Origin of the sequence: Haloarcula sp. NS06 (genome assembly GCF_051122755.1) — an archaeon.
Classification (GTDB): Archaea; Halobacteriota; Halobacteria; order Halobacteriales; family Haloarculaceae; genus Haloarcula.
The window spans coordinates 3,049,956-3,074,320 of the sequence record NZ_CP184844.1; the positions used below are offsets into that span (position 1 = coordinate 3,049,956).

The window sequence follows — 24,365 nt, forward strand, 5'->3', positions numbered from 1 at the left end:
CGCCTCACCCGTCGACGGGGTCGCCACAGGACGGGCAGGTGTCAGCGTCGGGCGGCAGCGACTCGCCGCATTCGCTACAGTACGACTGGCCGGCATCGCGGCCGCCCGGTGTGAAGACGGACGTATCGTCCATCCACGCTTCGTCGGTTGCTGAGGCGCCCTCATGCGTATCGTCGGTCCCGGCCGCCTCCGAGTCCGTGTCTGTCCCGCTGTCGTCGACTGCCATCTCCGGTTCTTCGCCATCTCCCGATGACTGCGCGTTGTCCTGTACCGATTCGTGAGCGGGCGGCTCCGCCGCTGGGACCTCGTCGGGCGAAAACACTCGAGTCCCGGTGTGTCCCGATGGCTCTTCGTCGCTACCAGTATCTACGGTGTCGGCTCCCTCTCCAGTCTGTTCCCGGGAGTCCGGGGCAGCGTCCGCAGCCCGTTCGGCAGTCGGACTCTCGCCGCCGTTTTGTGAGCCGCCGACCGGTGGCATGATCGGGAACCGCTGGTCCGGACGGCGCTGTGGGTTCGAAAGTGGCGCGCGGATTCTGACGGCGGTCCCAGCGAGCAACTGGAGGAAGAGATATGCACTCGCCAGCACGCCGGGGACGGCAATGAAGAGGGGTGTGGCCTGCGATGGCTGGACGCCCGTCAGTTGGAGCGCTGTCTCAGCCACAGGACCAACGCCGGCCCGAGTCAGCCACGGGGACAGTGCCGACGATACGCCGGGTGCGGTGACCGTCTGGACCAGCCATCCAGTACTAAGCGAGACTGCGCTCACAAACACCAGCAGCGACAGGAATGCGGGGACCGAAACTGTGTACACGCGATGGCCGTAGGCGACGGTCCGGACGACCAAATGCACTGTTCCGAAGAGCGCAATGACCGTGAGCAGACGCCGCTGCCCGAGAGTGAGACTCACCAGCAGGCAGCCGAGGAGCACACTGCCGGGGATAGTGAGCAACAGGCTTGGGTGGTCCAGTCGATACGCGTCGGCGAGGTTGCCGTAGCTGTTCCGAAGCCGTCGGTTGACAAGGACGACAGTCGCCAGTGACGGACCGACGAGCCAGAGACCCGCGGCAAGCACAGTTCGCAGCGAGACAGTTTGGCCAGTAAGTGTCGCAAAAACAGTACGTTCGAGTCCGGGGAACTGCGCCAGCAGCAGCCCCGTCGCGAGCACCCAGCCACCGTAGATGAGCCATGCCAAGCCCACACCCACAAACAGCCAGGTCTCAGCTCGCAGTAGTGCGGCGGACTCGCGGAGTTCCAACCCCAGTCGACCACGCTCCATCAGCCTGATATTTTCCGACCGACCGCTTAACTGTGGGTGGTCATGCCGCCTGAATTGTTATCGTTGCGACACCCGATAGTTCAAGTTCATCGCCCGGTTGGATCGGTTCACGGTCGCCTTTCTGCAACTGGGTCTCGTTCAGTCGCGTCGGGTTGTCCCCAAGGTCAACAAGATAGTATCCTTCTGATTGGCGGTCGAACCGGACGTGTTCGCGGTGGATCCGAACCGCCTCGTCTTCCGGTCGCCCGGCGTCCAGTAGCGCGGCCCGGATCTCCCGACCGATGCGGTCCCCGTCTTCGACGGTGATGTCTCGACCTTCGACCGAGAGGACAAGTTTGTCCGGTACAGTCGCGTCGTCGGTGGACTGTGACGCGAGCGTGTCGACGGCGTTGCCCGTGGCTGCTGACTCACGCTCTGTCTCGTCGTCGGTTGACGACCCTTCTGTCGAATCAGCCGTCGACGTGTCACGTCCGCCGCGATGCGCGTCTAAATCTTCCCCACAGTTGACACAGAAGCTGGCATCGTCGTCGACAGCGATGTCACAGGACGGGCACGCGTCAAGCAAGTCGTCGTCTCCCGGTGTAATGTCCTGTACGTCGGCACCGCAGGCGACACAGAAATTCGCGTCGGCGTCGAGTTCGCAGTCACAGTCCGGACAGCTAATCGTCGCCCCGTCGTTATCTGCCTCCTGAGCTTCGTCGGATAGCTCGTCGTCCACATCGGAGTCACTGCCGGATTGGTCCGAGGTGCCGTCGGCCTCACCGGGTTCTGCCTCGGTACCAGTGTCGGCTTCAGTTTCGTATTCCGTCGCTGTCTCCGCGGTTTCCGCCGTCTCCGCTGTCTCCGCAGTTTTCGCCGTCTCCGCTGTCTCCGCCGTCTCGTCTCCGGCCTCGGCTGCCCCAGTGTCCGAGACCTCATCCTCCGAGACTTCGTCGACGCTATCATCGTCGACAGTGTGCCCGTCCTGAGACTCGGTTTCGTCGCTAGCCTCCACCGGCCGGCCATCCATCGGGTCCGCCTTGTCCGTGCCTTCCGGTATCAGGTCGGCATCGTCCGGCACCCCATCATCGGTGTCAAAATCAGCAGCGCTTTCGTCAGTGTGTTTCCACTCACCACAGTCCGGATTTGTGCACCATCCGCCCGCGACTGTCGGATCAAAGTCCTCGTCGCATATGGGGCATTTTACCGTACGGTCGGATTCAGGCATGGGTTTCGTTAGGTCCTACAGAGTCGAGAAATAAAATACTTGTCCCACGAAACTTTCTCTCTACTCGTCTGTCATAATCACGGTGTCACGTTCGGAAATATCGAGGTCAGGGTCAATGTCTCGAACTGGCATCCCACCGCTTTCCGGTGTTTCTGGGAGCGCACTGTCGGCAAACAGGAGCACCGAGATGTTGTCTTTCCCACCGCGGTCGTTTGCCAGTGACATGAATTCCTGACTCGCCGCGTCGAGGGACGATGCATCGAGGATCACGTCACGGATCTCGTCGTCGGTGACGGCTGCTTCGCGGATACGCTCGGCCACTGAATCGGCGTGGTCCGAATCGACGTACTCCTCGTACAGTTCCGGCGCGTCGGTCTGTGCATCGATGAGTCCGTCGCTGGTCGCCAGCACCGTGTCTTCTGCGTACAGCCTGACTGTTCGCGTGTCCACCCCGACAGTCGCCTCGTCGGGGTCCTCATAGCCGGACCCACCCAGCGCGCGTGTGATTTCGTTCCCGTTGGGATGGACATGTGCCTCAACAGGGTCGATTTCGTCGCTGTCGACCCACTCCTGAACGACGGCGTGGTCTCTGGTCAGCGGCGAGATCGTCTCACGGGCACTGTTGACGACGTAGGCCCGACTATCACCGACCCAGCCATAATGGAGTTTGCCGTCGGCGTAGATCCCTGCGACAACCGTCGTGTAGGACTGTGTCCCGGTCTCGTTTGCGTACCGGATGATCTCACGGTGGGCAGCCGTAATCGCCTCTGCCACGGCAGTTTCGAGTTCCCGCTCACCGGGCGGGTCCGGGAGGACATCACGGGCGACATCGACATCGAAGTCACCGGGATAGCTCCGGGCCGTTCGAATCGCCACGGGAGCAAGGTGTTCAGCCACGATGGTCGTCGTGATGTACGACGCGATGTCGCCGGCGTCGTGCCCGCCGGCCCCGTCAGCGACCACGAACACACCGGCCGAGCGGTTCATCGGTTGTTCGGTGCCATCGGGTTCGGACGTATCTCCGTCGTCAATGTCAGCGCCGTCCGTGTCGGCAGCCGTATACGCCGCCGTCTCAGTACCGGCTGTCTCGTCTGTCACGTCCGCCGTCTCGTCGCCGTCTGCTGTGGCCGTGTCCTGCGACTGCGGTCTGTCTTGCCCGCGGTAGCCGTCCCGATGGCCCTCCTCGAACACCGTCAGAGAGACGCTGTCCTCGTTGATTCCCTGCCCTCGCTTCCTGTCGCCGATGTCGTAGTTCGTGCTGTATCTCATGACTCCTCCGGATGGAACTCGAACGTAACCCCGTAGGTCGGATGAACCAGCGATACCAGATCGCCGTCAGTGAGTGTCACCGACTCGGGGGGCACGTTGCCGTGTCTGTCAGTCGGGTCCTCTCCCTCGGAGCGCAGACGGTTGCGTCCGGGTTCGGAGAGGACCCGCTGCCAGCCCGCCCCTTTCTGGACGAACGTCCCATTGAGACTTCGGTCGTGGAGGGACCACTCGCCGTCCTCGATATCAAACTGTACCTGTACTGAGGAGATGTACTCTCCCTGCGGGTCCTCGATTGTTATCGATGCCGGGGGACCACTCGCGCCCTGTCGCCCGATAGTGTCGCCCGGTTCGACAGTGAACTGCCTGTCTGCCTGAATATATGTCACTGACGCCGTCGCGGGCGGTGTTGGGTCTCGCCGTTCGAGGACCTCTTTGAGAACCGTCGCGTTCCGGTATCGGTCACGATAGTGTGACTGTGTGGCCCGCTCGACAATTTCAGCCAGATAATCGTCGCAGTTGGCTCCGAACGCCTGCGGGTTCACGCCGTCCTTTTTCGGGACGCTCCCCTTGAGCAGGAACAAGAGTATTTTGCCGATAGAATACACGTCCGACCAGGGGCCCTGCCGAACGTCGGTTCGACTGGCCTCTGCGACTTCCCGGGGCTTGAACGGCCCCAGAATCGTCGTCCCGGTGTTCCCGGAGGACGGATCCTCGGTCGCATCGAAGCCCGTCGCAGTATTGAAATCGATTAGTGTAGGCGTGATATCGGGCGTGAGCATCACGTTCTCCGGTTTCAGGTCCCGGTAGACGATCTCGTTCTCGTGGAGAAAGCCCATCGCGTCACAGAGGTCGATACCAATCTGACGGACCTGTTCGCTGTCGTCGATTGGACCGTGCTGGTCGATGACTTCGTCGAGTTCGATCCCGTCGACGATTAGCTGGACGACCAGAAACGGAACGTCGCGCTCTGTGACCTGGTCGTAGTAGTCCATCACGTTCTCGTGGCCGCCGGCCCGGCGGATGCGTTCCAGTGAGCCGACCTCCTTTTTGAAGTACTCCTCGATGATGTCGGGGTTGTTCTGGGATTCGGTGTAGTTGGGATATTTCACGGCGACGGACTCGCCGCTATCGATGTCTGTAGCGCGGAACGCCTTTGCGAACCCCCCTTTGCCGAGGAACTCCTCAAGTTTGTACTGGCCGGCGATGACATCACCGCTCTCAGGTTCCCAGGTCATGACTTACCCGTTTCCCCGACCGGTAGCGGTCCTACCGACACCGCAGATTAGGACGGTCACTTCTGGATGCCCTCGTCGGTGACGATTTTCGTTGCCTTGTTTTGCTCCTTGCGCCCGCCTTCCATCACGATACGCGTCTCCCGCTCGGCTGTCTGGACGGCCTCAGTGTCCTCGCCGTGGATGCGCGTCATCCGCTCCAGTTGGGTCTGGGCTTCGGCGACGTTGCCCTTGCCGAGTTCAGTCTTGATAACGGTCTGTCGGTGGTCCACGTCGACCTGTTCGTTGTGTTCGGCCAGTTTCGTCTCGTCGTCGGTGTAGTCAACGGTGATTGATTCCCGCGTCATCTCGCCGCCGGCGTGCAGCGTGACATCCGCCAGTAACACGGCGTCTTGCAGGTCGCTGGCCGGGGCGTGTATCTTCAGCACGACTCGCTGGGTCTCCCGGTCAAGCAGGTCGGGCAGCGGCACGACGGCCGTGTTGTCCTCCCAATCGGGGTTCACAGACTGCGTCTGTGGGAGCGAGCGGTACACCTCGCTCACCTCGACACCGTCAGCCACGTCGAGTTCGAGACGAGCGTCGGGAGCGACAACGGTCCCGGCCTCCTCGACTGCATCGCCGAAGAACGACTCAATGTCGCCGGCGGCATCCAGATGTGTCCATTCGCCGCGGGCAACGGTCCCGAGCGTCCGGATGGTCTCCTCGCGGTAGTCGCTCCCGATGCCGGCCGCCTTGATTCTGATACCCTCGGTGTCGATTTCGCGCGCTAACGTCCCGAACGCTTCCGGGGCATGTGAGTTGTCCTTCCCGTCAGAGAGGAGCAGGACTCGACGGGCCGTGTTCTCGTCGGTCGGTAAATCCTGCAGGGACGCCTTCGCTTCCAGCAGGCCGCTGTACATATCAGTGCCCCCACCAGCGGAGATGTCAGCGACCGCGTCCACTGCCGTATCACGCGAAACAGTTCCCCACCGCGTCGGCGCAAGTACCGTCGTAACCTCGTTGTCGAAGGCGATGATCGAGATGTAATCGTCTTCGTCGAGTAGCCCGAAGACCCATTCAGCGCCGGCGCGTGCCTGCTTGATGTCGTCGCCGGCCATCGACCCACTGGCGTCGATACAGAGAGCAATCTGTCGCGTGGGTGGTTCCTCCAGCCGTCCGGGCTCAACTTCGATCTCAGCAGTCAGTTTCGCCCCGCCCGTCGGCACGTAGGGTCGGTTGACCTCGCTCACGACAGTAGCGGTCATACTGGTAGATGGGTCGTAGGAAGTAATTATATGTTTCCCTCAAATCGAGGGAAAAAAGTTCCAACCGCTACCTTGGACGGTAGCCTGTCGCTACTATCTATCCCCCAGTAGTAGGTACTATCTACGCGACCTGTTGCGCCGTCTCGACTCGGCTCCCGACCCAGAGAAGGGTTCCGAGCAGTGCCACGACAGTGAGGGGAAGGAGCCACTGGAACAGCGAGAGAAGCCCAGCGCTTGCCTGCACGCCGACAACGAGCAGGATAGTGGGCCCACAGCAGGCGAACCCGGAGAGCAGTCCCGGTAGTCCCGACACAGCCCCTGCACCCGGGCCGAGACGGCAGGCCGATGGGCCGCGCCACACGACGACGGAGACGGCAAGGTTGAGTCCGACCAGCGCTGCCAGGACGCCCCCAAGAAGGATGTTCAGCGGCGCAACAAGCAGTTCAACTGGGCCGACGACCACCAGTGCAATCGGTTCCCACTGAAACGGCCCGACCTGCCGGAACGAACGGGTAAGCGGGTTACTGACGACAGAGATCTCGTAGCCGGATGGGCCGAAACCGAGGTGTCTGAGACCAGCGAGATACAGCAGGAAGTACGCCAGTCCGGACACACCCAGAGACACCCGTCCGTCACGGCGGCTGAGCGTCCCGCTGACCGCAACTACAGTGTTCCGAAACAGGCGCTGGGTGCTGGCAACCACACCTGCCCCGTCGGTCGGGCTGTCAGTTGACATACCCACTCTCCGGATAGAAGCCGGCCCAGGCGAACCACATCGCGTCGAAGGACAGCGTTCGATCCAGCGGGAGCGAATCGGGATCATATGCCGTCCCGTTGATCGTGTAGCTGTCGTCCGACGCCACAACTGACATCGATTCTGGATTCGCGTACACGTAGCCGGTTGCGAGGTCGGTATCAGCAACAGCGACGTACGGCGTGTCGTCGATATGGCCAGTCAGCACGCGCTGACTCAGCAGTGTCTCCTTGTCGAATGCGAGCGCCCCTGTGTCCGTCCGGGTTCCGATGACGACAGCCTTCGGGTGAGCGCGACTATCGCCTTGCAGGGGCTCAAACAGCGTCCGCGTACTCGAATAGTAGCCGCGCTTCTCGTTGTACTGACCGTACGGGTCGACACCGTAGCGCCGCGAGAAGCCGGTGTCTTCGGTGAGGATGCGGGTCTCCGGATAGACGCCAGACCAGTGGCTCCACGTCGTCCAGGTGACCCGGAACTCCCGTAGCGACTCGCTAGTTAGTGGGCCTGTAATCGCTGTCGCCAGCATCTGGGGCCACCAGCTATCGGTGCCCCGGTCGTACATCGTCAGATTCGAGTTCACTAGCCGCCCGGAGACGCCGAACTCCACCGGGCCGCGCTCGAACCCCTGTGCAGTGCCCGTCAGCGGGCAGTATGTAACAGTGATTGGGTCGCCGGCGAGAGTGTCGTTCACAATCTCGTGATGAACGAGAATGTACTGCGGATAGGCTTTCGCCTCCCCGTCCTGAACCACGCCGAATACCGGGTCGTCCGGAGCCAGTCCATCCGGGGGCGTGTCGGCGAACGTCGGGTCGTCGATGGCTGGAATCCCGTCTTTGGGAACGCCGCCGCTGACGATATTTTCTTCGAGTGTCCCGATTTCGTAGTCCAGATACAGGCGGCTATCAGCTGTCGGTGGCTTTGACCCGTCGCTTCGGTCGGTTGTCGTTGACGCCGCGCTGGTTCCAGTACTGGATCCGGGTGCCGAGCCAGCTTCAGTAGTAGAACTGTCATTCCCAACACAGCCTGCGCCGCCGAGCGCCACACCAACTCCAGTCGTAGCGAGAAACCGTCGGCGGGAAAAGTCCATACTATGTGTGAGAATGCCAACCACTAAGTCTCGCGGTGAGGGGGCGGTAACTCCCTGCTCGGCCACTCATTGAGGGAATTTCGGCGAGCGTGCCAGCGGTCGGACCGCCTAATCGACGAGAGTAGCGACCAGCGACGAGACGTACGCCAGTTCGTCCTCGTTCACGCCGTGGCCCATCCCCTCGTAGATGCGTTCCTCAACGTCTCCGTTCAGTTGCTCGAAGACCGAGGCCGTGACGTGAACGCGCTCTTCGGGAATGTGCGGGTCGACGTCGCTACAGCCCAAGAACACCGGCGTCTCCTCGATGTCGCCCTCGTACTCGCTTTCATCGATAGACTCGCCGATGAGACCGCCACTGAGGGCTACAAGACCGCCGTAGCGCTGTGGGTTTCGAGCGACGAACTCGCTCGCGAGACAGGCTCCCTGTGAGAAACCGAGAACGAGCACGCTATCGGTCGGAATCCCGGCTTCTTCTGCCTTCGTGATGGCGTCCTCGATAGCTTGCAGCCCCGATGACCGACCGGGCTCGTTCTGGTCGACTGGCGAGAGGAAGGAGTTGGGGTACCAGGTGTTCCGCGCGGCCTGGGGCGCAAGCAGGGCCAGCCCGTCCTGCTGGAACTCGGCGCCCATCTGGACGATACTCCGGGCAGTTGCACCCCGGCCGTGGACCAGCACCGCTGCCGCGCTCGCCTCCGACAGCGCGGTTCCGGCGGTCACGAGTTGCTGACCTTGGTGGGGGCCGCTCATCGCTCTCCTTCCGGTCGTTGGCTTCGTCCTGTCACGCCCGTGCAGTCGGTTTCTCTTCCAGTTCGCCCGGTCACCGTAGTCAGCCACCGTGTCGTGTGCATACTCCAGATAGCGCGCGAAGACACTTGACTTGGCACATCGGTCAATCGGTCGAAATGTCCCGTATTCAAGTTCGCAGGCGGAGTTCGATGTCGTCGCCGTCGTGCACTGTGAGACCGGCATCGGTTTCCGCGACAGTATAGTCGGACTGACGGAGGCGCTTCTCTGCCGCCTCAAGAGTCGCTTCGTCGGGGAGTCGAATCTCGAACCACGCCAGCCCCTGCCCGGTGTGGGGTCTGGACCGCCGCTGCCAGACGTTGGCCCCGATGTGGTGGTGGTAGTCACCGGCCGCCAAGAACACCGCGCCGTCGTACGTGGCCCTGACGCGCAGTCCGAGTGCGTTGGCGTAGAACGACCGGGCTGTCTCCACTGACGAGACTTCTAGATGTACGTGCCCGATGTCGGAGTCGGCGGGCATCGACTGTTCGCCGGTCGCAGCAGCCGCGACTGACTGCGTGTCGAGGAGTTCAGTTACCATTTCGACGTGCCCCGACGGTGTCTCACCCCACGATGCCTGCGGAAAGTCACGGTAGATCTCGACGCCGTTACCGGCCGGGTCCGACAGATACAGCGCCTCGCTGACACCGTGGTCCGATGCACCGTCGAGTGTCCACTCGGAGTCGATGCGACGGAGAGCATCACCCAGTGCCGCTCGCGATGGAACGCGAAACGCGACGTGATACAGCCCAGTCTCTGAAGCATCCCTCGCTGGTGCGTCCGGCCGATGGTTCAGAACCAGAAGCGCCTGTCCTCCCGCACCGAGTACCGTCCAGTCGCTGCCCGAGTCTAGTACCTGCAGGCCAACAACATCACGGTAGAAATCGACAGCCGGAGAGGGGTCAGCAACGGTCAGGGCCACCCGGCCGATCTCGGCTTCCGATGAAAGAGTCGCCTGATCCATACCGATAGTAGGTGTAGACAGCCCATAATCCTGGGTGCCAGCCACAGATACCCACAATAAGTTTGAGGCAACAGTGTTCGACCTACCGCAGTTCATGATCGAGGTATTGATCTTTGCTAGCATACAGCGATGTCTTTGGAGAATTGATAAAATTTAGTGTAAAATACTCAGAATATACATCGAACGGAGAATTATGCATAAACTATTACGTATTACTAGCAGAGACGTGTGTTAACCTTCATCAGAGTAGTACTATAACCTTCGAGTTGTTACCTTGGGTTGACTATGAAAAAGCAGGAGCTCATCCACCTTCACGGCCTGCTTGCACAGGTACAGAACCACTACGAAGCCGAATCCGGGACGGAAGTGGACCACGACGAATACGCGGAACTGGGCGTTAAGCCGACATCGATTCACAAGTCGAAAACAGACCACAAGGCCGCTGTCTTTGCGATTGCTGACGGTATTGCCTCTGAGATGGCCGACGAAACCAAAGAGCCTGTTTCTGCCGCCGCGGACTAACGAAACTCCGTAGTTTCTACCGCAGTTTTGCCGCCAAGCAATGCAATTAGTGGCTATATAACAGCTGTCAGATATATGTTAGAAGTTCTATAATTCGAGAGTGTAGCACAGATCTGCCCTTGCTGCTCAGGAGCCGGGCTTACTCATCGATTAATTCCTCGAACTCGGGTAACACGTCGTCCGATTCGTCCGTGGATTGGTCCGACGACAGGTCATCGGTGTCGGCTTCCGACTCTGCGGACGAGGACTCGTCTTCTGTCGTCTCGTCAGACTCCTCCGGAATCTCTTCGATTTCGAGCACATCGAGCGGGATGTTTTCGAGCCGTTGCCCGATCTCCTTGCGTGCAATTCGGGCGGCGTGTTCGTCTCGTTCGACGTTGAAGACGGTCATCTCCAGTTCGAGTGCGACGAGACTCTCGTCAGCTGCGAGAAACGCGGGTTCCAGTGTCTCGCCGCAGTGTGGACAGTGCCGATCCCCCATGTTGATCTCGACGTAGTTGAGGTCGGGGTTCAGCATCTCCCCCGTTTTCGAGATGGCGATACGAACTGCCTCGTCCGCAGATGCCACGTCGTATACTGGGACTGCGGCCTCGACAACAACTCGGCAATTCATGCCAGTATGTTTGTTTCCCAATATAATGAAGGTTAGCCCTGAACCAGTGTGTACCATACGGTACGGATATCCGGGGTAAGAGAGACGGAGCGCCCAATCGAGTGGTAGACGTACGAGCGCTCCAAAACATCACGACGACAAAACCAGTGACAAGTGAGACAACGACGGTCCCTGTGTTGGTGGTGCGCGTACAAACCCAATACGAGCGAAACTCGTAACGCCATTACCTCTGGGTCCGTACACACAGACAATGGAACAGGGCGTCATTGATGTTGGGTCGCTGGCAGGCGGTATCGATTTGCAGGCAACTGTCGAGAGCGGGCAGTCCTATCTCTGGAACCGGGACGACGGCGAGATGTACCAGCGCGAGGGCGCAACCGGCGGGGACGCCTGGTACTGGACGACAGTCCGCCGGGATGGGTCACCAGAGGTCATCCGTGTCCGGCAGCGGGATGGGATGCTCGAATGGGAATCGACGATTGATGCCGAAGTGGACCTCAGGCGACTCCTTCGGCTTGACGACGACCTCACCGCGATTCGGACGACAGCACCGGACGACGACGTGGTTCAGTCGGCCTATGAGACGTTCTGGGGGTTGCGACTGGTTCAGGACTCCCCGTTCGGGTCCCTCATCTCGTTCATCTGTTCAGCCCAGATGCGTGTCGCCCGAATACACAGTATGCAGCAGGCGCTCCGTGATACGTTCGGCGAAGAGATAGAGTTCAGCGGGCGAACGTACAACGCCTATCCGACGCCATCGGCGCTGGCTGAAACGACAGAAGAACGGCTCCGGGACCTCGGACTGGGCTATCGTGCGCCGTACGTCCAGCGTACCGCGGAAATGGTCGCAAGCGGCGAGGCCGACCCCGAGGAAGCTGTCGGCCTTGACTACGAGGACGCCAGAGAATCGCTCACCCGCTTCGTCGGCGTCGGCGACAAGGTCGCAGATTGCGTGTTGCTGTTCTCGCTTGATTACCTCGAAGCGGTCCCGCTAGACACCTGGATCCGGACAACAATCGAGGAGTACTATCCGGAGTGCGAGCAGGGGAACTACACCGACACGTCGCGGGCTATCCGGGCAGCACTGGGTTGTGAGTACGCCGGCTACACACAGACGTATCTGTTCCATTACCTCCGAACGGGCAGCAACGAAGACTGACACGCGTGGCGGAAGGCGACAGTATAACGGAGGCCGCCGGCAAATCCTCGGATATGACTCGCACGCGAGCACACGTGTTCGTCTCCGGTCGTGTTCAGGGCGTCTATTACAGAGCGACCACACGGGAGCGCGCACAGGACCAAGGAGTCAACGGGTGGGTCCGGAACCTCGACGACGGCTGTGTCGAAGCAGTGTTCGAAGGCCCTGAAGCCGACGTTGAGGCGATGATCGAGTTCTGCCACGAGGGGAGCGACCGCGCGAACGTGACCGACGTCGAAGTCGAGTACGAGGACCCGGAGGGTGTCGACGGCTTCGAGGTCCGCTGGTAGGCCGCCGTCCCGTAGAGTTACTTCACTGGCGGGCGAACCCGCGGATATGCTCACCGGCTCCGAAATGGGTGTCGTCGATGAGAACGCTGCCGCGCTCGGTGTCCCGCGTAAGCAGTTGATGGAGTCGTCCGGCCACGCCGTCGCACGGGCGGTCGGTTCCATCGCTGATCCCGGCGAACAGGTCACTATCGTCGCCGGACGGGGAAACAACGGTGGGGACGCGCTCGTCGCCGCCCGTTTCCTCGACGACTACGACCTTCGCGTCTTGTTACTTGGGCGTCCGGGTGCCATCTCGACGACGATTGCCAGAGAGAACTGGGAAGCCCTCCAGCACGCTGAGTACCCGACAGAGACGGTCAGAGATTCTTCGGCGCTGAGCTTGGAACCCCCGATGTCGTCGTCGACGCGATGCTGGGCACGGGTATCACCGGCGACCTCCGGGAACCGGCGGCGACGGCTGCCACAAGCATGAACGAGAGCGACGCGACCGTCCTCTCTGTCGATGTCCCGTCCGGCCTCGACGCTGAAACAGGGCGGCTGGCCGAGAACGCTGTCGACGCCGACCACGTCGTCACGTTTCATGACACCAAGCCCGGCCTGCCCGCCCTCGACGTGCCGGTCACCGTTGCCGACATCGGCATCCCCGACGCGGCGGAGCTGTTCATTGAGCGAGGTGACCTCACGCGACTCGAACGTGACCCGGCGAGCCACAAGGGCGACAACGGCGAGGTGCTGGTCGTCGGTGGCGGCCCGTACACCGGTGCACCGGCGCTCACGGCACAGGCCGCCCTCAGAAGCGGGGCCGACCTCGTTCGAGTCGCCTGCCCCGCTGTCGTCGCTCGCGAGATCCAGTCCTACAGCGAGAACCTCATCCTCAGACCCTTCGACGGGGATCACCTCGCGCCGCCGCACGTCGACCGCCTCGCCGAACTGGCGGCAGACCACGACACGCTGATTGTTGGACCGGGGCTCGGAGATGCCGACGCGACGCTGGATGCTGTTGCGGACCTGCTGTCCGGATTCGAAGGAACGGCCGTCGTCGACGCCGACGCGCTGTCGGTAGTCCCGGACATCGAAACGGACGCGGAACTCATCTGCACACCCCATCAGGGCGAACTGCTCGGTATGGGTGGTGAGACAGCCGAGGACTGGCAGGAACGGGCGGACGTAGTGGAGTCCTTCGCGGCGGAGGTCGGCCAGACGCTGCTAGTCAAAGGTCCGTACGACATCGTCTCCGATGGGGAGCGGACCCGCGTGGGCCGGACGGGCAATCCGGGAATGACGGTCGGCGGAACCGGCGACGTGCTCGCAGGTGTGACGGGCGCACTCGCCTCCGTTCAGGATCCACTTGATGCGGCTGCCATCGCCGCCTACACTGTCGGCAGTGTCGGTGACCGCGTCGTTGACGACCGCGGCTACGGACTGGTTGCGACGGACTTGCTAGACGAGATACCAAGTGTTCTGTGGCAGCGAGAAGCAGAGCCGTAGATCGTAATCAGGCCGACGCACCGACCAAGTCCCCCGCTTTCGCCCGGGACTGCTCGATGATTGCCGGCCGCGCCTCGAACTCGATGACTACCTGGTCGCCGTAATCGACCGTCTCGACGCTGGCGTGGTCGTGAATCCACGAGACGAGACTCATCGTATCGTCGGTCATCGGGAGGACGAGCCGTTCGTGCTCGTAGTCCGGCAGTTCGTGGTCGATGCGGTCCGTGAGGTCATCCATGTTGAGCCCCTGTTTGGCGCTGACGGCGACGGGGTTCGGGGCCAGCGACGAGAGTGCGTCTTTCTTGCGACGGACCTCCTCGTCGTCAACCATGTCGGTCTTGTTGAGGACCGTGACGATGGGGGCTTCGTTGCGCTCGTACAGCGTATCGTGGCTCGTCACCAGTTTCTCCCGGATTTCCTCGACCGATTCGGAGACATCGACAACGAGCAAGACGAGATCGGCGTGATACACCGACCCCAGCGTGGACTTGAACGACTCGACGAGCCAGTGCGGGAGGTCCTGAATGAACCCAACCGTGTCGGTGACCAGCACTTCGCGCTTCCCGACTTCGGCGCGGCGAGTGGTCGTCCCGAGCGTCGTGAACAGGCGGTCCTCGCTCTCTGCCGTGGTGTCGAGGTCAGGATGGAGGTCGTCGTTCTCGTCAACGTCGAGGTCGTCAGCGAGGCGGCGCAGGAGTGTTGATTTTCCGGCGTTGGTGTAGCCGGCGAGGGCAACGAGGTCGAAGCCGGACTCCCGGCGCTGTTCCCGACGGTGTCGCTCGGTCTCCTCGATGGATTCCAGCTCGTCCCGGATGTTGGCGATCTGCTTTTTGATGTCCTCTTCGCGGGACTCGTCGTACTCGCCGAGGCCCATGAACCCCGGGCGCTCGTCGCGTTTGGCCAGGCTCGCCTTGGCCTCGGCACGCGGGAGTTCGTAGCGTAGCTCCGCGAGTTCGACCTGCAGCTGGGCCTTTCGAGTCTGGGCTCGCTGGCCGAAGATTTCGAGGATAAGCCGGAAACGGTCGATGACGCGCACTCGCACGGGGAGTTCGTTCCCGATGTTGTACGTCTGGTACGGGCCGAGCTGGTTGTCGAAGATGACGACAGCAGCCTCTTCACGGGCGACCGCGTTGCTCAGTCGGGTTACCTTCCCCTCGCCGAGGTGGTACGCCGGGTCCTCCGTTCTGGTCTGTGTCACTTCGCCGACGACATCGTACCCGGCCGCCCGGGCGAGGTCCCGGATTTCTGTCGTGTCGGCGGTGCCACTGTCGACGCGCTTCGCGATGACCGCTCGTTCGGTGGTGTGTGTCGCCGTCACTCGTTGTGAAGATACGGCGTCCGATTATTTAACCCCCCGGGCGGCTCGCAGTAACGTCCAGTGCGCCGGCGGAAAGCGGTAAAATGGCAGATACTGAAGGGCAGCGGCGGTTGGTTACTACCTTCTGACCGTTCTGTCTCGCGATAGCTGGATACAGCCACCACGGCGGTGGCGTTCGCTCCGGCCTATTCGAGGTCGAAGCGGTCGAGCTTCATGACCTTGCTCCACGTGTCCACGAAGTCGTGGACGAGCGTCTCTTCCGCGTCGGCAGAGCCGTAGACTTCCGAGATGGCCCGGAGCCGGTCGTTCGAGCCGAAGATGAGGTCGATGCGTGTGGCTTCCCACTTGACCTCGCCGGTGTCGCGGTCGAGGCCCTTATACCGGTGTTCCGAGTCCGCTGCGGGCTCCCACTCCGTGCCCATGTCCAGCAGGTTCACGAAGAAGTCGTTGGTCAGCGTCTCCGGTTCGTCGGTCAAGACGCCGAGGTCGGTGTCCTGGTAGTTCGCACCGATCGAACGCATGCCGCCGATCAGCGCCGTCAGTTCCGAGGCCGTCAGGTTCAGCAGATCCGCGTTGTCGACCAGCACTTCCTCGGCTGGTCGCGTGATGTCGTCCTGGATGTAGTTTCGAGCCCCGTCGACCTTCGGCTTGAGGGCGTCGAAGGAGGGGGCGTCGGTGTGTTCCGGCCCGGCATCCACTCGGCCGGGTTCGAACGGGATTTCGACATCGTAGCCGGCGTTCGCTGCTGCCTGCTCGACGGCCGCGTTGCCGCCCAGCACGATCAGATCAGCAAGCGAGACCTGCGTCCCGTCGGAGCGTGAGTCGTTGAACTCTGTCTGGATGTTTTTGAGCGTCTCCAGAACCGTCTCCAGCTGCTCCGGCTCGTTGACTTCCCAGTTCTTCTGGGGTTCGAGTCGGAGACGAGCGCCATTGGCGCCGCCGCGCTTATCGCTGTCGCGGTAGGTCGATGCTGACGCCCACGCGGTCTTGACGAGCTGGGTGATGGAGAGATCCGAGTCGAGGATTTCTTCCTTGAGCTCGGCGATTTCTGCGTCCCCGATGAGGCCGTAGTCAGCGTCCGGGAGCGGGTCCTGCCAGATCATCTCCTCGTCAGGAACCTCCGGACCGAGGAATCGCTCGGGCGGCCCCATGTCGCGGTGGGTCAGCTTATACCAGGCCTTCGCGAAGTTCATCCCGAACTCCATTGGGTTCTCCTGGAAGGTCTCCATGACCTCTCGGTAATCCGGATCTTGCTTCAGGGCGATATCCGTCGTGAGCATCATCGGCGTCTGCTTCTCGGACGGATCGTGGGCGTCCGGCACGCTGTTTTTCAGCTCCTCGCTCTTGGGGGCCCACTGCCACGCGCCACCGGGACCCTTCTCCGGTTCCCACTCGTAGTCAAGCAGGTTGTTGATATACCCCATGTCCCACTCAGTCGGCGACTGGGTCCACGGCCCTTCGATACCGCTCGTAATCATCTCGCCGCCCTTGCTGTTGCCGTTCTTGTTCTGCCACCCGAGGCCCTGTTGCTCGATTGGGGCCGCTTCCGGCTCGGGACCGAGGTTCTCCTCGGGGTCGTCAGCGCCGTGAACTTTGCCAAACGTGTGTCCGCCGGCGATGAGCGCGGCTGTCTCTTTGTCGTTCATCGCCATCCGGTCGAACGTCTGCCGGATGTTCTTCGCCGACGCCTCCGGGTCCGGGTTGCCGTCCGGCCCTTCCGGGTTCACGTAGATGAGACCCATCACAGAGGCACCGAGCCCTTCTTCGATTTCGCCCGGCTCGTCGAAGCGCTCCTGGGTCTCGAACTCGTCTTCTGGCCCCCAATTGACAGCCTTATCCTCCTCGAACGCATCCTCGCGGCCGCCAGCGTAGCCAAAGGTCTTGAATCCCATCGACTCGATAGCGACGTTCCCTGCGAGGATCATCAGATCGGCCCAGGAGATCTTGCGGCCGTATTTCTGTTTGATCGGCAGGAGCAGCCGTCGCGCCTTGTCGAGGTTCGCGTTATCCGGCCAGCTGTTGATCGGTGCAAAGCGCTGTCGACCGCCAGCCGCGCCGCCGCGACCGTCGGCGGTCCGGTACGTCCCGGCACTGTGCCAGGCCATCCGGATGAACAGTGGCCCGTAGTGGCCGTAGTCAGCCGGCCACCAGTCCTGGGAGGACGTCATCAGCTCTTCGAGATCCGACTTCACCGCTTCGAGGTCGAGCTTCTGGAACTCTTCGGCGTAATCAAAGTCATCCTCCATCGGGCCGACATCCCGGGTGTTCTGGTCGAGGATTTCGAGGTTCAGCTTATTTGGCCACCAGTCCTGGTTAGATTTTGGTCGCTTCGAACGTCCGCCTGCGGCACTGCTCATATCGGAATTCGGTGTTTCTGCCATCTTAACAGTAAGAAGGATTCGTCCCTCGAATACAAATCTTTGGATATGAGTAAAGAAATAGCACCGTGTGAAAAATAATTCCCTGAGTTCTTTGGGACACCCGGGTAGCAACGATGCCACATCTCTGTAGCAGAAGCTGTGTATAACAGTGAATGCGCCAAAGGGAGCACAAAGGATTTAAAAGCAGGCGGTCAGGTACGCGGTATGGGTGAGTTCGTACTCCAACTAGATGGGTTGGGCCTCCAGCAGATGGGCCTCGAATTCGGTGGTGGCGGCCTTATCGGCGGGATCATCGGGTTCGCCGCCAAGAAGATCGCAAAACTCATTGCCGTCATCGTCGGCATTGAGCTGGCGCTGTTCAAGTTCCTTGAGACACGCGGCATCCTGCAGGTGAACTGGGACGCAATAGGCGGGGCCGCACAGAACGCAACTGGCACTGCCGGGAACGCGACGGCGACACAACCACCGTCCTGGATCACGTCGCTGCTCTCGGCCCTGCCGGTCAGCGCCGGTTTTACGGCCGGGTTTCTCGTCGGATTCAAGAAGGGGTAACGCGACGTCGCGGCGTCAGCCGCGTGTACTGATATCGTCTTCGTCTTTGATGATTTGGGTCTCCGCCTCGCCGCTTGTGTGCTCGTTCACCACGTCATAGAAGTCGTTCTGCAGGCCGGCCGGGAACGTCATGACGCCGACCCACGAGCCGTCGGACTGCCACTCCTCGCGTTCGAGGTCGCCGAACTGACGGATCTGTGCCTGGGCGCTCCCGGCGTAATCCGCGGGGACCTGCACGGCGACGGTGACCTCATCAAACCGGATTGGGATGACTGGTCGGAGCGCATCGAGGGCGTCGTCGACCTGCGCCTCGACGGGCTCCATCGGGTCAACTCTGAAATCCGTTTCTTCGAGGGCGGACTCGATTCGCTCCGGCGGGTGTGGCGCGTCGTCCATCTGCGGATTGACCGCGTTACGCGTAATCCGCTGGATGAGCTGTTTGTGCTTTTGTTCCTGCATTTCACGGCGCTGGTCGGCCGTGATCTGAATCTCTCCCCGCTTGATAACTTCGGGAATGATAGCCATCGGATCGGTCGTGTCAAACACCTCTTCGAGCATATTCTCGGGCGGTCGGTCCCCTCGCGAGGCGTCCTCGAACACGTCCTCCGCCGCGATAACGTCCTCAAGGTCGTCGTCGAAGTCATCACGTTTTATCGCCAGCGCAGCGTCCGGATCCACCAGTACCTCGAACCGTTGACCGTGGGATTCGAGGCGCGCCGTCACCGCCTCGTCAAGCGATATCATACCCGTCGGTAGCAGTGGGCCAGTTAAAGGCCTTACTGCGTGGTCGGACAAAAAAGTCCAGTCGCCCGCGAGGGCCGCCGGAAGAGTTACTCTTCGGTGGCGTCTTCGTCTTCGCCTTCGTCGTCCACGTCTTCGCCGGTATCAAGCAGATCAGCCTCTGCGAGGTGGGTCTCTTTCTCCTCGTCGGTCAGCTGACCGAATGTCTCCGTTTCCACGTCAACCGTAGCGACGCCGATGCCTTCCGGCGTGAGTCCGTCTTCGTTGACCGACGCGAGGGCGGCCAGTGCGAGGTCGACGCCCTCGTCAAGGTCCATCCCTTCGTCGTAGTGCTCTTCGAGGTAGTCCCGGATGTCGCCGCGGTCGGCCCCGACGGCGAGGGCCTTCCACTCGTAGGGCGTCCCGGAGGGATCGGTCTCGAACAGGCGCGGCTCGCCGTTGACGATGCCGCCGATGATGAGGGCGACACCGAACGGGCGCGCGCCACCGACCTGCGTGTACTGCTGGATGTAGTCGGTGATTTCCTTGGTGAGGGTCTCGACGCCGACCGGCTCGCCGTAGCGGAGCTGGTTCACCTGCGCCTGTCGGCGGGCGAAGTCGATGAGCTGTCGGGCGTCAGCGACGTGGCCGGCCGAGGCGATGCCGATGTGGTCGTCGGCCTTGTGGATCTTCTCGACCGAGGAGCGCTCCATCAGCGGCGATCGGATGCGCTTGTCCACGGCGAGAACGACGCCGTCGCTTGTTCTGACGCCGATACTTGCTGTGCCGCGTTTGACCGCTTCGCGGGCGTACTCGACCTGGTAGAGGCGTCCGTCCGGCGAGAAATAGTGATCCCGCGGTCGTAGGCCTGCTGTTGATTTTGTCCCTGCATAGTTATCGGAAATCGAGTGCTGTCGCGCCGACGAACGCAACGTCGGAGGCCGTTTCGACATCGTAGCGCGGAGGCCGAACAGTAGCGCTCCGGTCTGCGTTCTCGAACACGACGTGTCTCTGTTCAGTGGATTCCGGCGGCCCGCGTATATACTTTTCTTCACAGGCACGCACGGTGCCGCTAATCCCCCGGACACGGACCCGAACGTCATCGTTATCGACGCTGTCCAGACAGGTCAGCGCGGCCCGTGCCGGGTCCGTCTGGCCGCGTCTGGTCCGGACGATAGCTTCGGCCGTGCCGTCGTAGCCGTGGAACTGGAGGACGGTCATATCCGTCTCGGCGCTGCCGGTGTCCCCCAGCAGGTTCTGGGCGGCGTACCACACCTCGCGCTGGAACGCCCGGCGACCGAAGGAGGCATTCGGCCACGTCTCGATACCGACGGCGAGATAGCGCCACCGGGGCCGGAGATGCTTTGGGAGGTGTTTCATACGCCAGCGTTAGCGCGGAGGACAATGAGCAGTCCGGTGTGGGAGTCGGCAGTAGTCAGCCCCGGTCACACAGCACAGTACCCCGGGAAACGAGTTGGTCCGGCGTCGCGTCAGAACAGGCTATCAGTCGTCACCGCGCCGACGACGCTGAACACAGCCCCGACGCTGACGGCGCGGAACGTGACGACCATCTGGTCAGCCAGGGGAAGGTCACCCAGGAACTGGTCGGGAGCCGTGACCGCGATTGCGAGCGTTCCGACGGAGCCGAACGCGACAACCAGGACAGAGATGAACCGGACCGGGACGCCGGCGACCGCGGCTTCGCGTCTGGGGTTACGGTCGTTGTCAGCGCCGTATAGCCCACCGTAGCCGATGGCAGCGACAATACAGACGAGGAACACGTTGTGGAAGACGGTCATGTTCAGCGCGAGCGCCCACACCTCCTGAGTCACGACGAACGGGCCGGACAGCAGGAACCCGCCGACGATTTGTTGAGCCGTGTCCGCGAGCTTGTGCTTTTGTCGTTCTTTCATACGTCTCGTGTACTCCGGTCGAATGCAAACGCGTTCGGGTCAAGTCAGTCGGCTGACGTGCCGTGACAAAAAGCGGACGGGCTGCACCGCTACATCCTACACAGAACCGATACCGTCCAGTGAGAGTGGTATCAGCGCCGGTTACTCAGTGTCGTCCCCGTCGCGTTCGAGTCGGACACCCGGTTCGATGACGGCGTCGCTTTGGCGTTCCCGGTTGCGCTCCACGACGCGGCCCCACTCTGCAAGGCCCTCCCGGACGGTATCAGCGTCGAATCCGATGGTCTCCCCGACGGCGATGATGTCCCGTGGGGCACGAATCTGGAGATGGGAGCTCGGCGACGCTGAAACGACAAAGGGTGCACCAGCGTCCTCGATGAGTTCTCGCAGTTTCCGCAGTTCCTTGATAGCCCGAACGCGACTGCCGCCGGAGGCCCGGAGCACCGGGCCGAAGTCGAACTCGACGCGGACACCGTTGTCGGCCGCCGCGTTCGCCAGCACGTGGTTGAAATCGCCGTCCTCACGCATCGGATGGGCGAGCACGTCGACGGATGGTTGCTCGACCGCGAACCGATTGATTCGGCGGTTGCCGCCGTGAACGACGACGACCGTTCGGTCGCTCCGGTAGTTCCCGACGAAACCGCTGGCCCGTGAGGGGTCGTCCGCTCGGACCTCGACGCCCGCCGCGATATCAACCCCGTAGGCGTCGCTGATGGCCTCGGCGTCGTAGTCCGCTTGCTCGTCGCCGTGGTTCCTGACGACGATACCGTCGTATTCTGAATCGGCGGCCGTCAGCGCGTGTCGGGCGACAGTGCTGTCGCCGTCAGGATGAGCGTAGACGGCCTCGTACATCACAACTCCTCTAGGAGTTCGCGGGCGTTTTCGACGGCCTTCTCCCGCTTTGCGGGGTAGGCCTCGACTTTCGCCCGGAGCGTGATGCCGTCGCCGCGTTCCACGCTCCCGCCGAACGCGGCCTGTTTGTCGAACGTGAGGAAAAACGAGCAGTTGTCGTCGACCCGGTCGTCAAGTTCCGCACGCACCGCGTCAATGTCCGGCGCTGACGCTACTTGTGTGAGCACGTGCCGGATGTCGTCGGCGTTCTCGACGCGAGCCGAAAGGACGATAATCCGGTCGCCGTAGTGCCCCTCGCTCTGTGCGCGCTCAATAGGGTAGTCCTCAGGGAGGAACGTCCGGAGCGCTTCCTCGATACGCTTGTCATCCTCTGTTGCGTAGCAGAAAGTCCGGAGGTCGACGTAGTGGAACGGAACCGACGACATTGTGGCCCTACTCGTCCTCGGCGGCTTCGAGGTTATCCTCGGGGACGCCCTGTTCCTGGCCGTCCTCGAAGGAAACCGTGTAGTTGGCGTCGCCGAACATCGTCTCGACGACCTGCGTGATGGTGCCTTCCTCGCCGTCGTAGTCGCTGTGCTCGTCGTGGAGAATAACGCTGTCGTCCTCTTCGAATGCCATACCCGGCGGTACTCGGTGGCTCGTCAAAAAGGGACTGATTCGGGTTTGCTCGGCCCAACCGCGGACGTGGTCAGAGAATGTACCTGTGACACGTCCTGTATGGACAAATCGGGACAGCGACAATCCACAGACAGCGTAGCTCGGGCGGTGTGCCGGGCAGCGATGACTGTTCACATTGTTCTCTATCGCTTCCGCTTCGAAAGGCCCGACGTTTATTAGACTGGTCTAAATATTTTATTAGAGGAATAGAATTAAGTACCGGGGAGCTCCACATTCGCATGCGTTCTGTCAACCACGGAACGCAAAGGCGTACAGATCGAATGGTTAGACGAACCGTCAGGTCGTCGCAATAGCCAAAGAGTTCCTGCTACACGGGAGCGTGGCTATCCTTGTTCGGACCTCTTCCCGTGTTTCGCTTCGAATGAGCCAGACCAGACGTGTATCCGTGTCTGCAACTTCCCCACCAGTGTCAGCAGCGCAACGGATACGGTGGCGAAACCGCCCAAGATCCGCCACGACAGCCGATCTGTCACAACAACTGTTATGGGACTCTCGAAACTACCCATCGACATGATCAATCCACCGCTTTCCCCCATCGAGACGCTTGTTTCGTCGAGGTGTCAGACACAGATAGGACACAGATGACGAGTGTCGACGACCTGTGGTTCCTCTCCGATAAGGCCTGTCAAACGGCCGAACAGACGTATCACGACCTCCGGAAGCGCTACACGGGTTTTGTCGAGTTCACGCGCCACCGCAACGTCCCGCGGAATCGGTTCCGGGACGTGGCTACCGTCGCCCGGGACCACGGCGCACCATACGGCGCGCACACGCTGGCTTACAGACCCTCCGGCGAACTCCTGCTCGTCCGCCACGAGGGCGTCGACCTGTGGGTTCTGCCCGGCGGGGAGCTCGACGAAGGCGAATCGCTGCAGGAGGCCGCACTACGGGAATTAGGCGAGGAGAGCGGTATCGAGGCGACTATCAAGGGACTTGGGATGCTCGGGCGGATCGAGTTCTACTGCGACGGCAATATGGCCTGGGGCGTGCTGCCAGTGTACGAGGCGCACGCAGAGACGACCGACATTGCCGTCGACGACCCGGACCACGAAATCAGTGAGGCCCGGTGGTTCGACGAACTGCCGGCCGACACGCGCGACCGCGAGGAGATTTTAGAGTGGCGCGGACAGCGGTTTGGCGACGGGGCGTAAGCCACCGAAGCGGGGCCGTTACTCCGGCCCGAACGATTGCCCGTCGCGAGCGTCGGCGTTCATCCGCCGGATGGTCGCACGGGCGTTGCTGGCGTCGTAGCCGAACAGCACGGTTTCGGCGTACTCATCGGCCACCTCAACGGCCTTCGAGAGGTCGTCAAAGTCCACATCGACGGCGTACAGTTCGATGCTGAACGAAGTCGAGAGGCGGTCTTGCCAGCCTTTCGCGAGAATCTCTAGCCAGTAGGTCGTCGAATACGCCATGTCATAGATAGGGACGACAAATTCATCGACGTACTCAGCGATATCGTCGACCGCGACGCCCGAGCGGGCTTCGAGGTGGCCGGGGTAGGGGTCGGGATACAGCGTGAGATACATCTTCCCGGGCACGCGCTCGCGAGCTTCGGCGACGAACTCCGTGATGACGTTGCTGCGCCAGGCCGACCAGTCCTCGAACTCGCTGTCGGCGAAGCGCTGCTCGCAACGGTCACAGTGGCAGTACTCGTCCCGGGGAAAGCCCACGTCGTCGAGGCGGACGTCCTCATTGACGGCGGCGGCCTCCTCAATGATGTCGAGCAGGCCCTCACGGTAGCGGTCGTGGGTCGGGCAGACGTACGTCCAGTCGAAGTAGGGCTGATTCCGTGTCGCCGGCGTCCCCTCGTCGTCGAACGCAAGCAGGTCCTCCTCGCTTTCGACTGCATTGTCGCCGAAACAGGATACCATGTTTACCGCGCCCGTAATCGGTTCGACAGCGCGGCCGGTCACATCCTTGACCTCATAGAACGCCCGGTCGAACTCGGACCACTCCGTCTCTTCCTCGTTACGGGTGACGACGCCGTACATGCACGCTGGTACGGCGGTTCGCCGGGTAAGGGT

General features: G+C 61.8%; 24 protein-coding genes and 2 pseudogenes. 6 read left to right on the forward strand and 20 right to left on the reverse strand.

Features of this window, described 5'->3' with window-relative positions; translation table 11 throughout:
* Positions 1-4: 4 nt before the first annotated feature.
* The 9 genes from ACODNH_RS19485 to ACODNH_RS19525 form a co-directional block, all read right to left on the reverse strand.
* Positions 5-1,276 (reverse strand): zinc-ribbon domain-containing protein, encoded by a 1,272-nt coding sequence (locus ACODNH_RS19485; protein ID WP_434530896.1) that lies wholly within the window; start codon positions 1,274-1,276, stop codon positions 5-7.
* Positions 1,277-1,316: 40 nt separating this feature from the next.
* Positions 1,317-2,483, reverse strand: coding sequence for a double zinc ribbon domain-containing protein (locus tag ACODNH_RS19490; RefSeq protein WP_434530897.1), 1,167 nt, complete (start codon positions 2,481-2,483; stop codon positions 1,317-1,319).
* A 60-nt stretch (positions 2,484-2,543) separates the two neighbouring features.
* Positions 2,544-3,752 carry a PP2C family protein-serine/threonine phosphatase gene (locus tag ACODNH_RS19495; RefSeq protein WP_306707294.1) on the reverse strand — a complete coding sequence of 403 codons (1,209 nt, stop codon included), beginning with the start codon at positions 3,750-3,752 and terminating at the stop codon, positions 2,544-2,546.
* Entirely contained in the window at positions 3,749-4,987 is a 1,239-nt protein-coding gene (locus tag ACODNH_RS19500) for a protein kinase domain-containing protein (protein WP_434530898.1), read from the reverse strand. Before ACODNH_RS19500 ends, ACODNH_RS19495 begins: the two co-directional genes overlap by 4 nt.
* A 56-nt stretch (positions 4,988-5,043) precedes the next feature.
* Positions 5,044-6,228: a vWA domain-containing protein gene (locus tag ACODNH_RS19505; RefSeq protein ID WP_434530899.1), complete on the reverse strand. Its 1,185-nt coding sequence runs from the start codon at positions 6,226-6,228 to the stop codon at positions 5,044-5,046.
* 121 nt (positions 6,229-6,349) lie between these two features.
* Entirely contained in the window at positions 6,350-6,964 is a 615-nt protein-coding gene (locus ACODNH_RS19510; RefSeq protein ID WP_434530900.1) for a hypothetical protein, read from the reverse strand.
* A complete protein-coding gene (locus ACODNH_RS19515; protein WP_434530901.1) occupies positions 6,954-8,069 on the reverse strand; it encodes a DUF3179 domain-containing protein in 1,116 nt (371 codons plus the stop codon). Before ACODNH_RS19515 ends, ACODNH_RS19510 begins: the two co-directional genes overlap by 11 nt.
* A gap of 108 nt (positions 8,070-8,177) precedes the next feature.
* A complete protein-coding gene (locus tag ACODNH_RS19520; RefSeq protein WP_434530902.1) occupies positions 8,178-8,816 on the reverse strand; it encodes an alpha/beta hydrolase in 639 nt (212 codons plus the stop codon).
* A 166-nt stretch (positions 8,817-8,982) separates the two neighbouring features.
* Positions 8,983-9,816, reverse strand: a complete 834-nt coding sequence (locus ACODNH_RS19525) for a VOC family protein (protein ID WP_306707304.1) — start codon at positions 9,814-9,816, stop codon at positions 8,983-8,985.
* A 285-nt stretch (positions 9,817-10,101) separates the two neighbouring features.
* On the opposite strand from ACODNH_RS19525, the gene ACODNH_RS19530 reads away from it, so the two are divergent.
* On the forward strand, positions 10,102-10,338 hold the full coding sequence (locus ACODNH_RS19530; RefSeq protein ID WP_306707306.1) for a UPF0058 family protein: 237 nt from the start codon (positions 10,102-10,104) through the stop codon (positions 10,336-10,338).
* Between the two features lie 139 nt (positions 10,339-10,477).
* Here the strand turns inward: ACODNH_RS19530 and ACODNH_RS19535 are convergent, their stop codons facing one another.
* A complete protein-coding gene (locus ACODNH_RS19535; protein WP_306707308.1) occupies positions 10,478-10,951 on the reverse strand; it encodes a DUF555 domain-containing protein in 474 nt (157 codons plus the stop codon).
* Positions 10,952-11,201: 250 nt separating this feature from the next.
* Between ACODNH_RS19535 and ACODNH_RS19540 the strand changes: the two genes are divergently transcribed.
* The 3 genes and pseudogenes from ACODNH_RS19540 to ACODNH_RS19550 all read left to right on the forward strand — a co-directional run bounded on the left by ACODNH_RS19540 (position 11,202) and on the right by ACODNH_RS19550 (position 13,927).
* Positions 11,202-12,110, forward strand: coding sequence for a DNA-3-methyladenine glycosylase family protein (locus ACODNH_RS19540; RefSeq protein WP_306707310.1), 909 nt, complete (start codon positions 11,202-11,204; stop codon positions 12,108-12,110).
* Between the two features lie 5 nt (positions 12,111-12,115).
* The gene (locus tag ACODNH_RS19545; protein ID WP_373567952.1) at positions 12,116-12,439 is read left to right on the forward strand and encodes an acylphosphatase; all 324 of its coding nucleotides are present in this window, start codon (positions 12,116-12,118) and stop codon (positions 12,437-12,439) included.
* 46 nt (positions 12,440-12,485) lie between these two features.
* Positions 12,486-13,927, forward strand: a pseudogene (locus ACODNH_RS19550) (NAD(P)H-hydrate dehydratase).
* A 7-nt stretch (positions 13,928-13,934) separates the two neighbouring features.
* Here ACODNH_RS19550 and hflX read toward each other — a convergent pair.
* Together hflX and katG are read right to left on the reverse strand one after the other, a co-directional pair.
* Complete coding sequence (hflX, locus tag ACODNH_RS19555; protein ID WP_434530903.1) at positions 13,935-15,245, reverse strand: GTPase HflX; 1,311 nt, start codon at positions 15,243-15,245, stop codon at positions 13,935-13,937.
* A gap of 185 nt (positions 15,246-15,430) precedes the next feature.
* Complete coding sequence (gene katG, locus ACODNH_RS19560; RefSeq protein ID WP_306707318.1) at positions 15,431-17,626, reverse strand: catalase/peroxidase HPI; 2,196 nt, start codon at positions 17,624-17,626, stop codon at positions 15,431-15,433.
* A 204-nt stretch (positions 17,627-17,830) separates the two neighbouring features.
* On the opposite strand from katG, the gene ACODNH_RS19565 reads away from it, so the two are divergent.
* On the forward strand, positions 17,831-18,178 hold the full coding sequence (locus ACODNH_RS19565) for an FUN14 domain-containing protein (protein WP_306707321.1): 348 nt from the start codon (positions 17,831-17,833) through the stop codon (positions 18,176-18,178).
* Positions 18,179-18,193: 15 nt separating this feature from the next.
* Here the strand turns inward: ACODNH_RS19565 and ACODNH_RS19570 are convergent, their stop codons facing one another.
* The 7 genes and pseudogenes from ACODNH_RS19570 to ACODNH_RS19600 all read right to left on the reverse strand — a co-directional run bounded on the left by ACODNH_RS19570 (position 18,194) and on the right by ACODNH_RS19600 (position 22,278).
* Entirely contained in the window at positions 18,194-18,922 is a 729-nt protein-coding gene (locus ACODNH_RS19570; RefSeq protein WP_058995435.1) for a ribosome assembly factor SBDS, read from the reverse strand.
* Positions 18,923-19,008: 86 nt separating this feature from the next.
* Positions 19,009-19,790, reverse strand: a pseudogene (psmA, locus tag ACODNH_RS19575) (archaeal proteasome endopeptidase complex subunit alpha).
* A gap of 2 nt (positions 19,791-19,792) precedes the next feature.
* A complete protein-coding gene (locus ACODNH_RS19580; RefSeq protein WP_306707325.1) occupies positions 19,793-20,278 on the reverse strand; it encodes an Rpp14/Pop5 family protein in 486 nt (161 codons plus the stop codon).
* Positions 20,279-20,388: 110 nt separating this feature from the next.
* On the reverse strand, positions 20,389-20,811 hold the full coding sequence (locus tag ACODNH_RS19585; protein ID WP_306707327.1) for a DUF2391 domain-containing protein: 423 nt from the start codon (positions 20,809-20,811) through the stop codon (positions 20,389-20,391).
* 141 nt (positions 20,812-20,952) lie between these two features.
* A complete protein-coding gene (locus ACODNH_RS19590; protein ID WP_434530904.1) occupies positions 20,953-21,660 on the reverse strand; it encodes an RNase P subunit p30 family protein in 708 nt (235 codons plus the stop codon).
* Positions 21,660-22,085: an RNA-binding protein gene (locus tag ACODNH_RS19595; RefSeq protein WP_306707331.1), complete on the reverse strand. Its 426-nt coding sequence runs from the start codon at positions 22,083-22,085 to the stop codon at positions 21,660-21,662. The genes ACODNH_RS19590 and ACODNH_RS19595 overlap by 1 nt, the downstream gene beginning before the upstream one ends.
* A gap of 7 nt (positions 22,086-22,092) precedes the next feature.
* Positions 22,093-22,278, reverse strand: coding sequence for a hypothetical protein (locus tag ACODNH_RS19600; RefSeq protein WP_004515500.1), 186 nt, complete (start codon positions 22,276-22,278; stop codon positions 22,093-22,095).
* A gap of 641 nt (positions 22,279-22,919) precedes the next feature.
* On the opposite strand from ACODNH_RS19600, the gene ACODNH_RS19605 reads away from it, so the two are divergent.
* Positions 22,920-23,489, forward strand: coding sequence for an NUDIX hydrolase (locus tag ACODNH_RS19605; RefSeq protein ID WP_434530905.1), 570 nt, complete (start codon positions 22,920-22,922; stop codon positions 23,487-23,489).
* An 18-nt stretch (positions 23,490-23,507) separates the two neighbouring features.
* Here ACODNH_RS19605 and ACODNH_RS19610 read toward each other — a convergent pair whose 3' ends face one another.
* Positions 23,508-24,332 (reverse strand): hypothetical protein, encoded by an 825-nt coding sequence (locus tag ACODNH_RS19610; RefSeq protein ID WP_434530906.1) that lies wholly within the window; start codon positions 24,330-24,332, stop codon positions 23,508-23,510.
* Positions 24,333-24,365 lie beyond the last annotated feature (33 nt).

Coding starts and splice junctions, on each gene's coding strand:
- ACODNH_RS19485 (WP_434530896.1), bottom strand. CDS start 1,276: ATGGAGCGTGGTCGACTGGGGTTGGAACTCCGCGAGTCCGCCGCACTA.
- ACODNH_RS19490 (WP_434530897.1), bottom strand. CDS start 2,483: ATGCCTGAATCCGACCGTACGGTAAAATGCCCCATATGCGACGAGGAC.
- ACODNH_RS19495 (WP_306707294.1), bottom strand. CDS start 3,752: ATGAGATACAGCACGAACTACGACATCGGCGACAGGAAGCGAGGGCAG.
- ACODNH_RS19500 (WP_434530898.1), bottom strand. CDS start 4,987: ATGACCTGGGAACCTGAGAGCGGTGATGTCATCGCCGGCCAGTACAAA.
- ACODNH_RS19505 (WP_434530899.1), bottom strand. CDS start 6,228: ATGACCGCTACTGTCGTGAGCGAGGTCAACCGACCCTACGTGCCGACG.
- ACODNH_RS19510 (WP_434530900.1), bottom strand. CDS start 6,964: ATGTCAACTGACAGCCCGACCGACGGGGCAGGTGTGGTTGCCAGCACC.
- ACODNH_RS19515 (WP_434530901.1), bottom strand. CDS start 8,069: ATGGACTTTTCCCGCCGACGGTTTCTCGCTACGACTGGAGTTGGTGTG.
- ACODNH_RS19520 (WP_434530902.1), bottom strand. CDS start 8,816: ATGAGCGGCCCCCACCAAGGTCAGCAACTCGTGACCGCCGGAACCGCG.
- ACODNH_RS19525 (WP_306707304.1), bottom strand. CDS start 9,816: ATGGATCAGGCGACTCTTTCATCGGAAGCCGAGATCGGCCGGGTGGCC.
- ACODNH_RS19530 (WP_306707306.1), top strand. CDS start 10,102: ATGAAAAAGCAGGAGCTCATCCACCTTCACGGCCTGCTTGCACAGGTA.
- ACODNH_RS19535 (WP_306707308.1), bottom strand. CDS start 10,951: ATGAATTGCCGAGTTGTTGTCGAGGCCGCAGTCCCAGTATACGACGTG.
- ACODNH_RS19540 (WP_306707310.1), top strand. CDS start 11,202: ATGGAACAGGGCGTCATTGATGTTGGGTCGCTGGCAGGCGGTATCGAT.
- katG (WP_306707318.1), bottom strand. CDS start 17,626: ATGGCAGAAACACCGAATTCCGATATGAGCAGTGCCGCAGGCGGACGT.
- ACODNH_RS19565 (WP_306707321.1), top strand. CDS start 17,831: ATGGGTGAGTTCGTACTCCAACTAGATGGGTTGGGCCTCCAGCAGATG.
- ACODNH_RS19570 (WP_058995435.1), bottom strand. CDS start 18,922: ATGATATCGCTTGACGAGGCGGTGACGGCGCGCCTCGAATCCCACGGT.
- ACODNH_RS19580 (WP_306707325.1), bottom strand. CDS start 20,278: ATGAAACACCTCCCAAAGCATCTCCGGCCCCGGTGGCGCTATCTCGCC.
- ACODNH_RS19585 (WP_306707327.1), bottom strand. CDS start 20,811: ATGAAAGAACGACAAAAGCACAAGCTCGCGGACACGGCTCAACAAATC.
- ACODNH_RS19590 (WP_434530904.1), bottom strand. CDS start 21,660: ATGTACGAGGCCGTCTACGCTCATCCTGACGGCGACAGCACTGTCGCC.
- ACODNH_RS19595 (WP_306707331.1), bottom strand. CDS start 22,085: ATGTCGTCGGTTCCGTTCCACTACGTCGACCTCCGGACTTTCTGCTAC.
- ACODNH_RS19600 (WP_004515500.1), bottom strand. CDS start 22,278: ATGGCATTCGAAGAGGACGACAGCGTTATTCTCCACGACGAGCACAGC.
- ACODNH_RS19605 (WP_434530905.1), top strand. CDS start 22,920: ATGACGAGTGTCGACGACCTGTGGTTCCTCTCCGATAAGGCCTGTCAA.
- ACODNH_RS19610 (WP_434530906.1), bottom strand. CDS start 24,332: ATGTACGGCGTCGTCACCCGTAACGAGGAAGAGACGGAGTGGTCCGAG.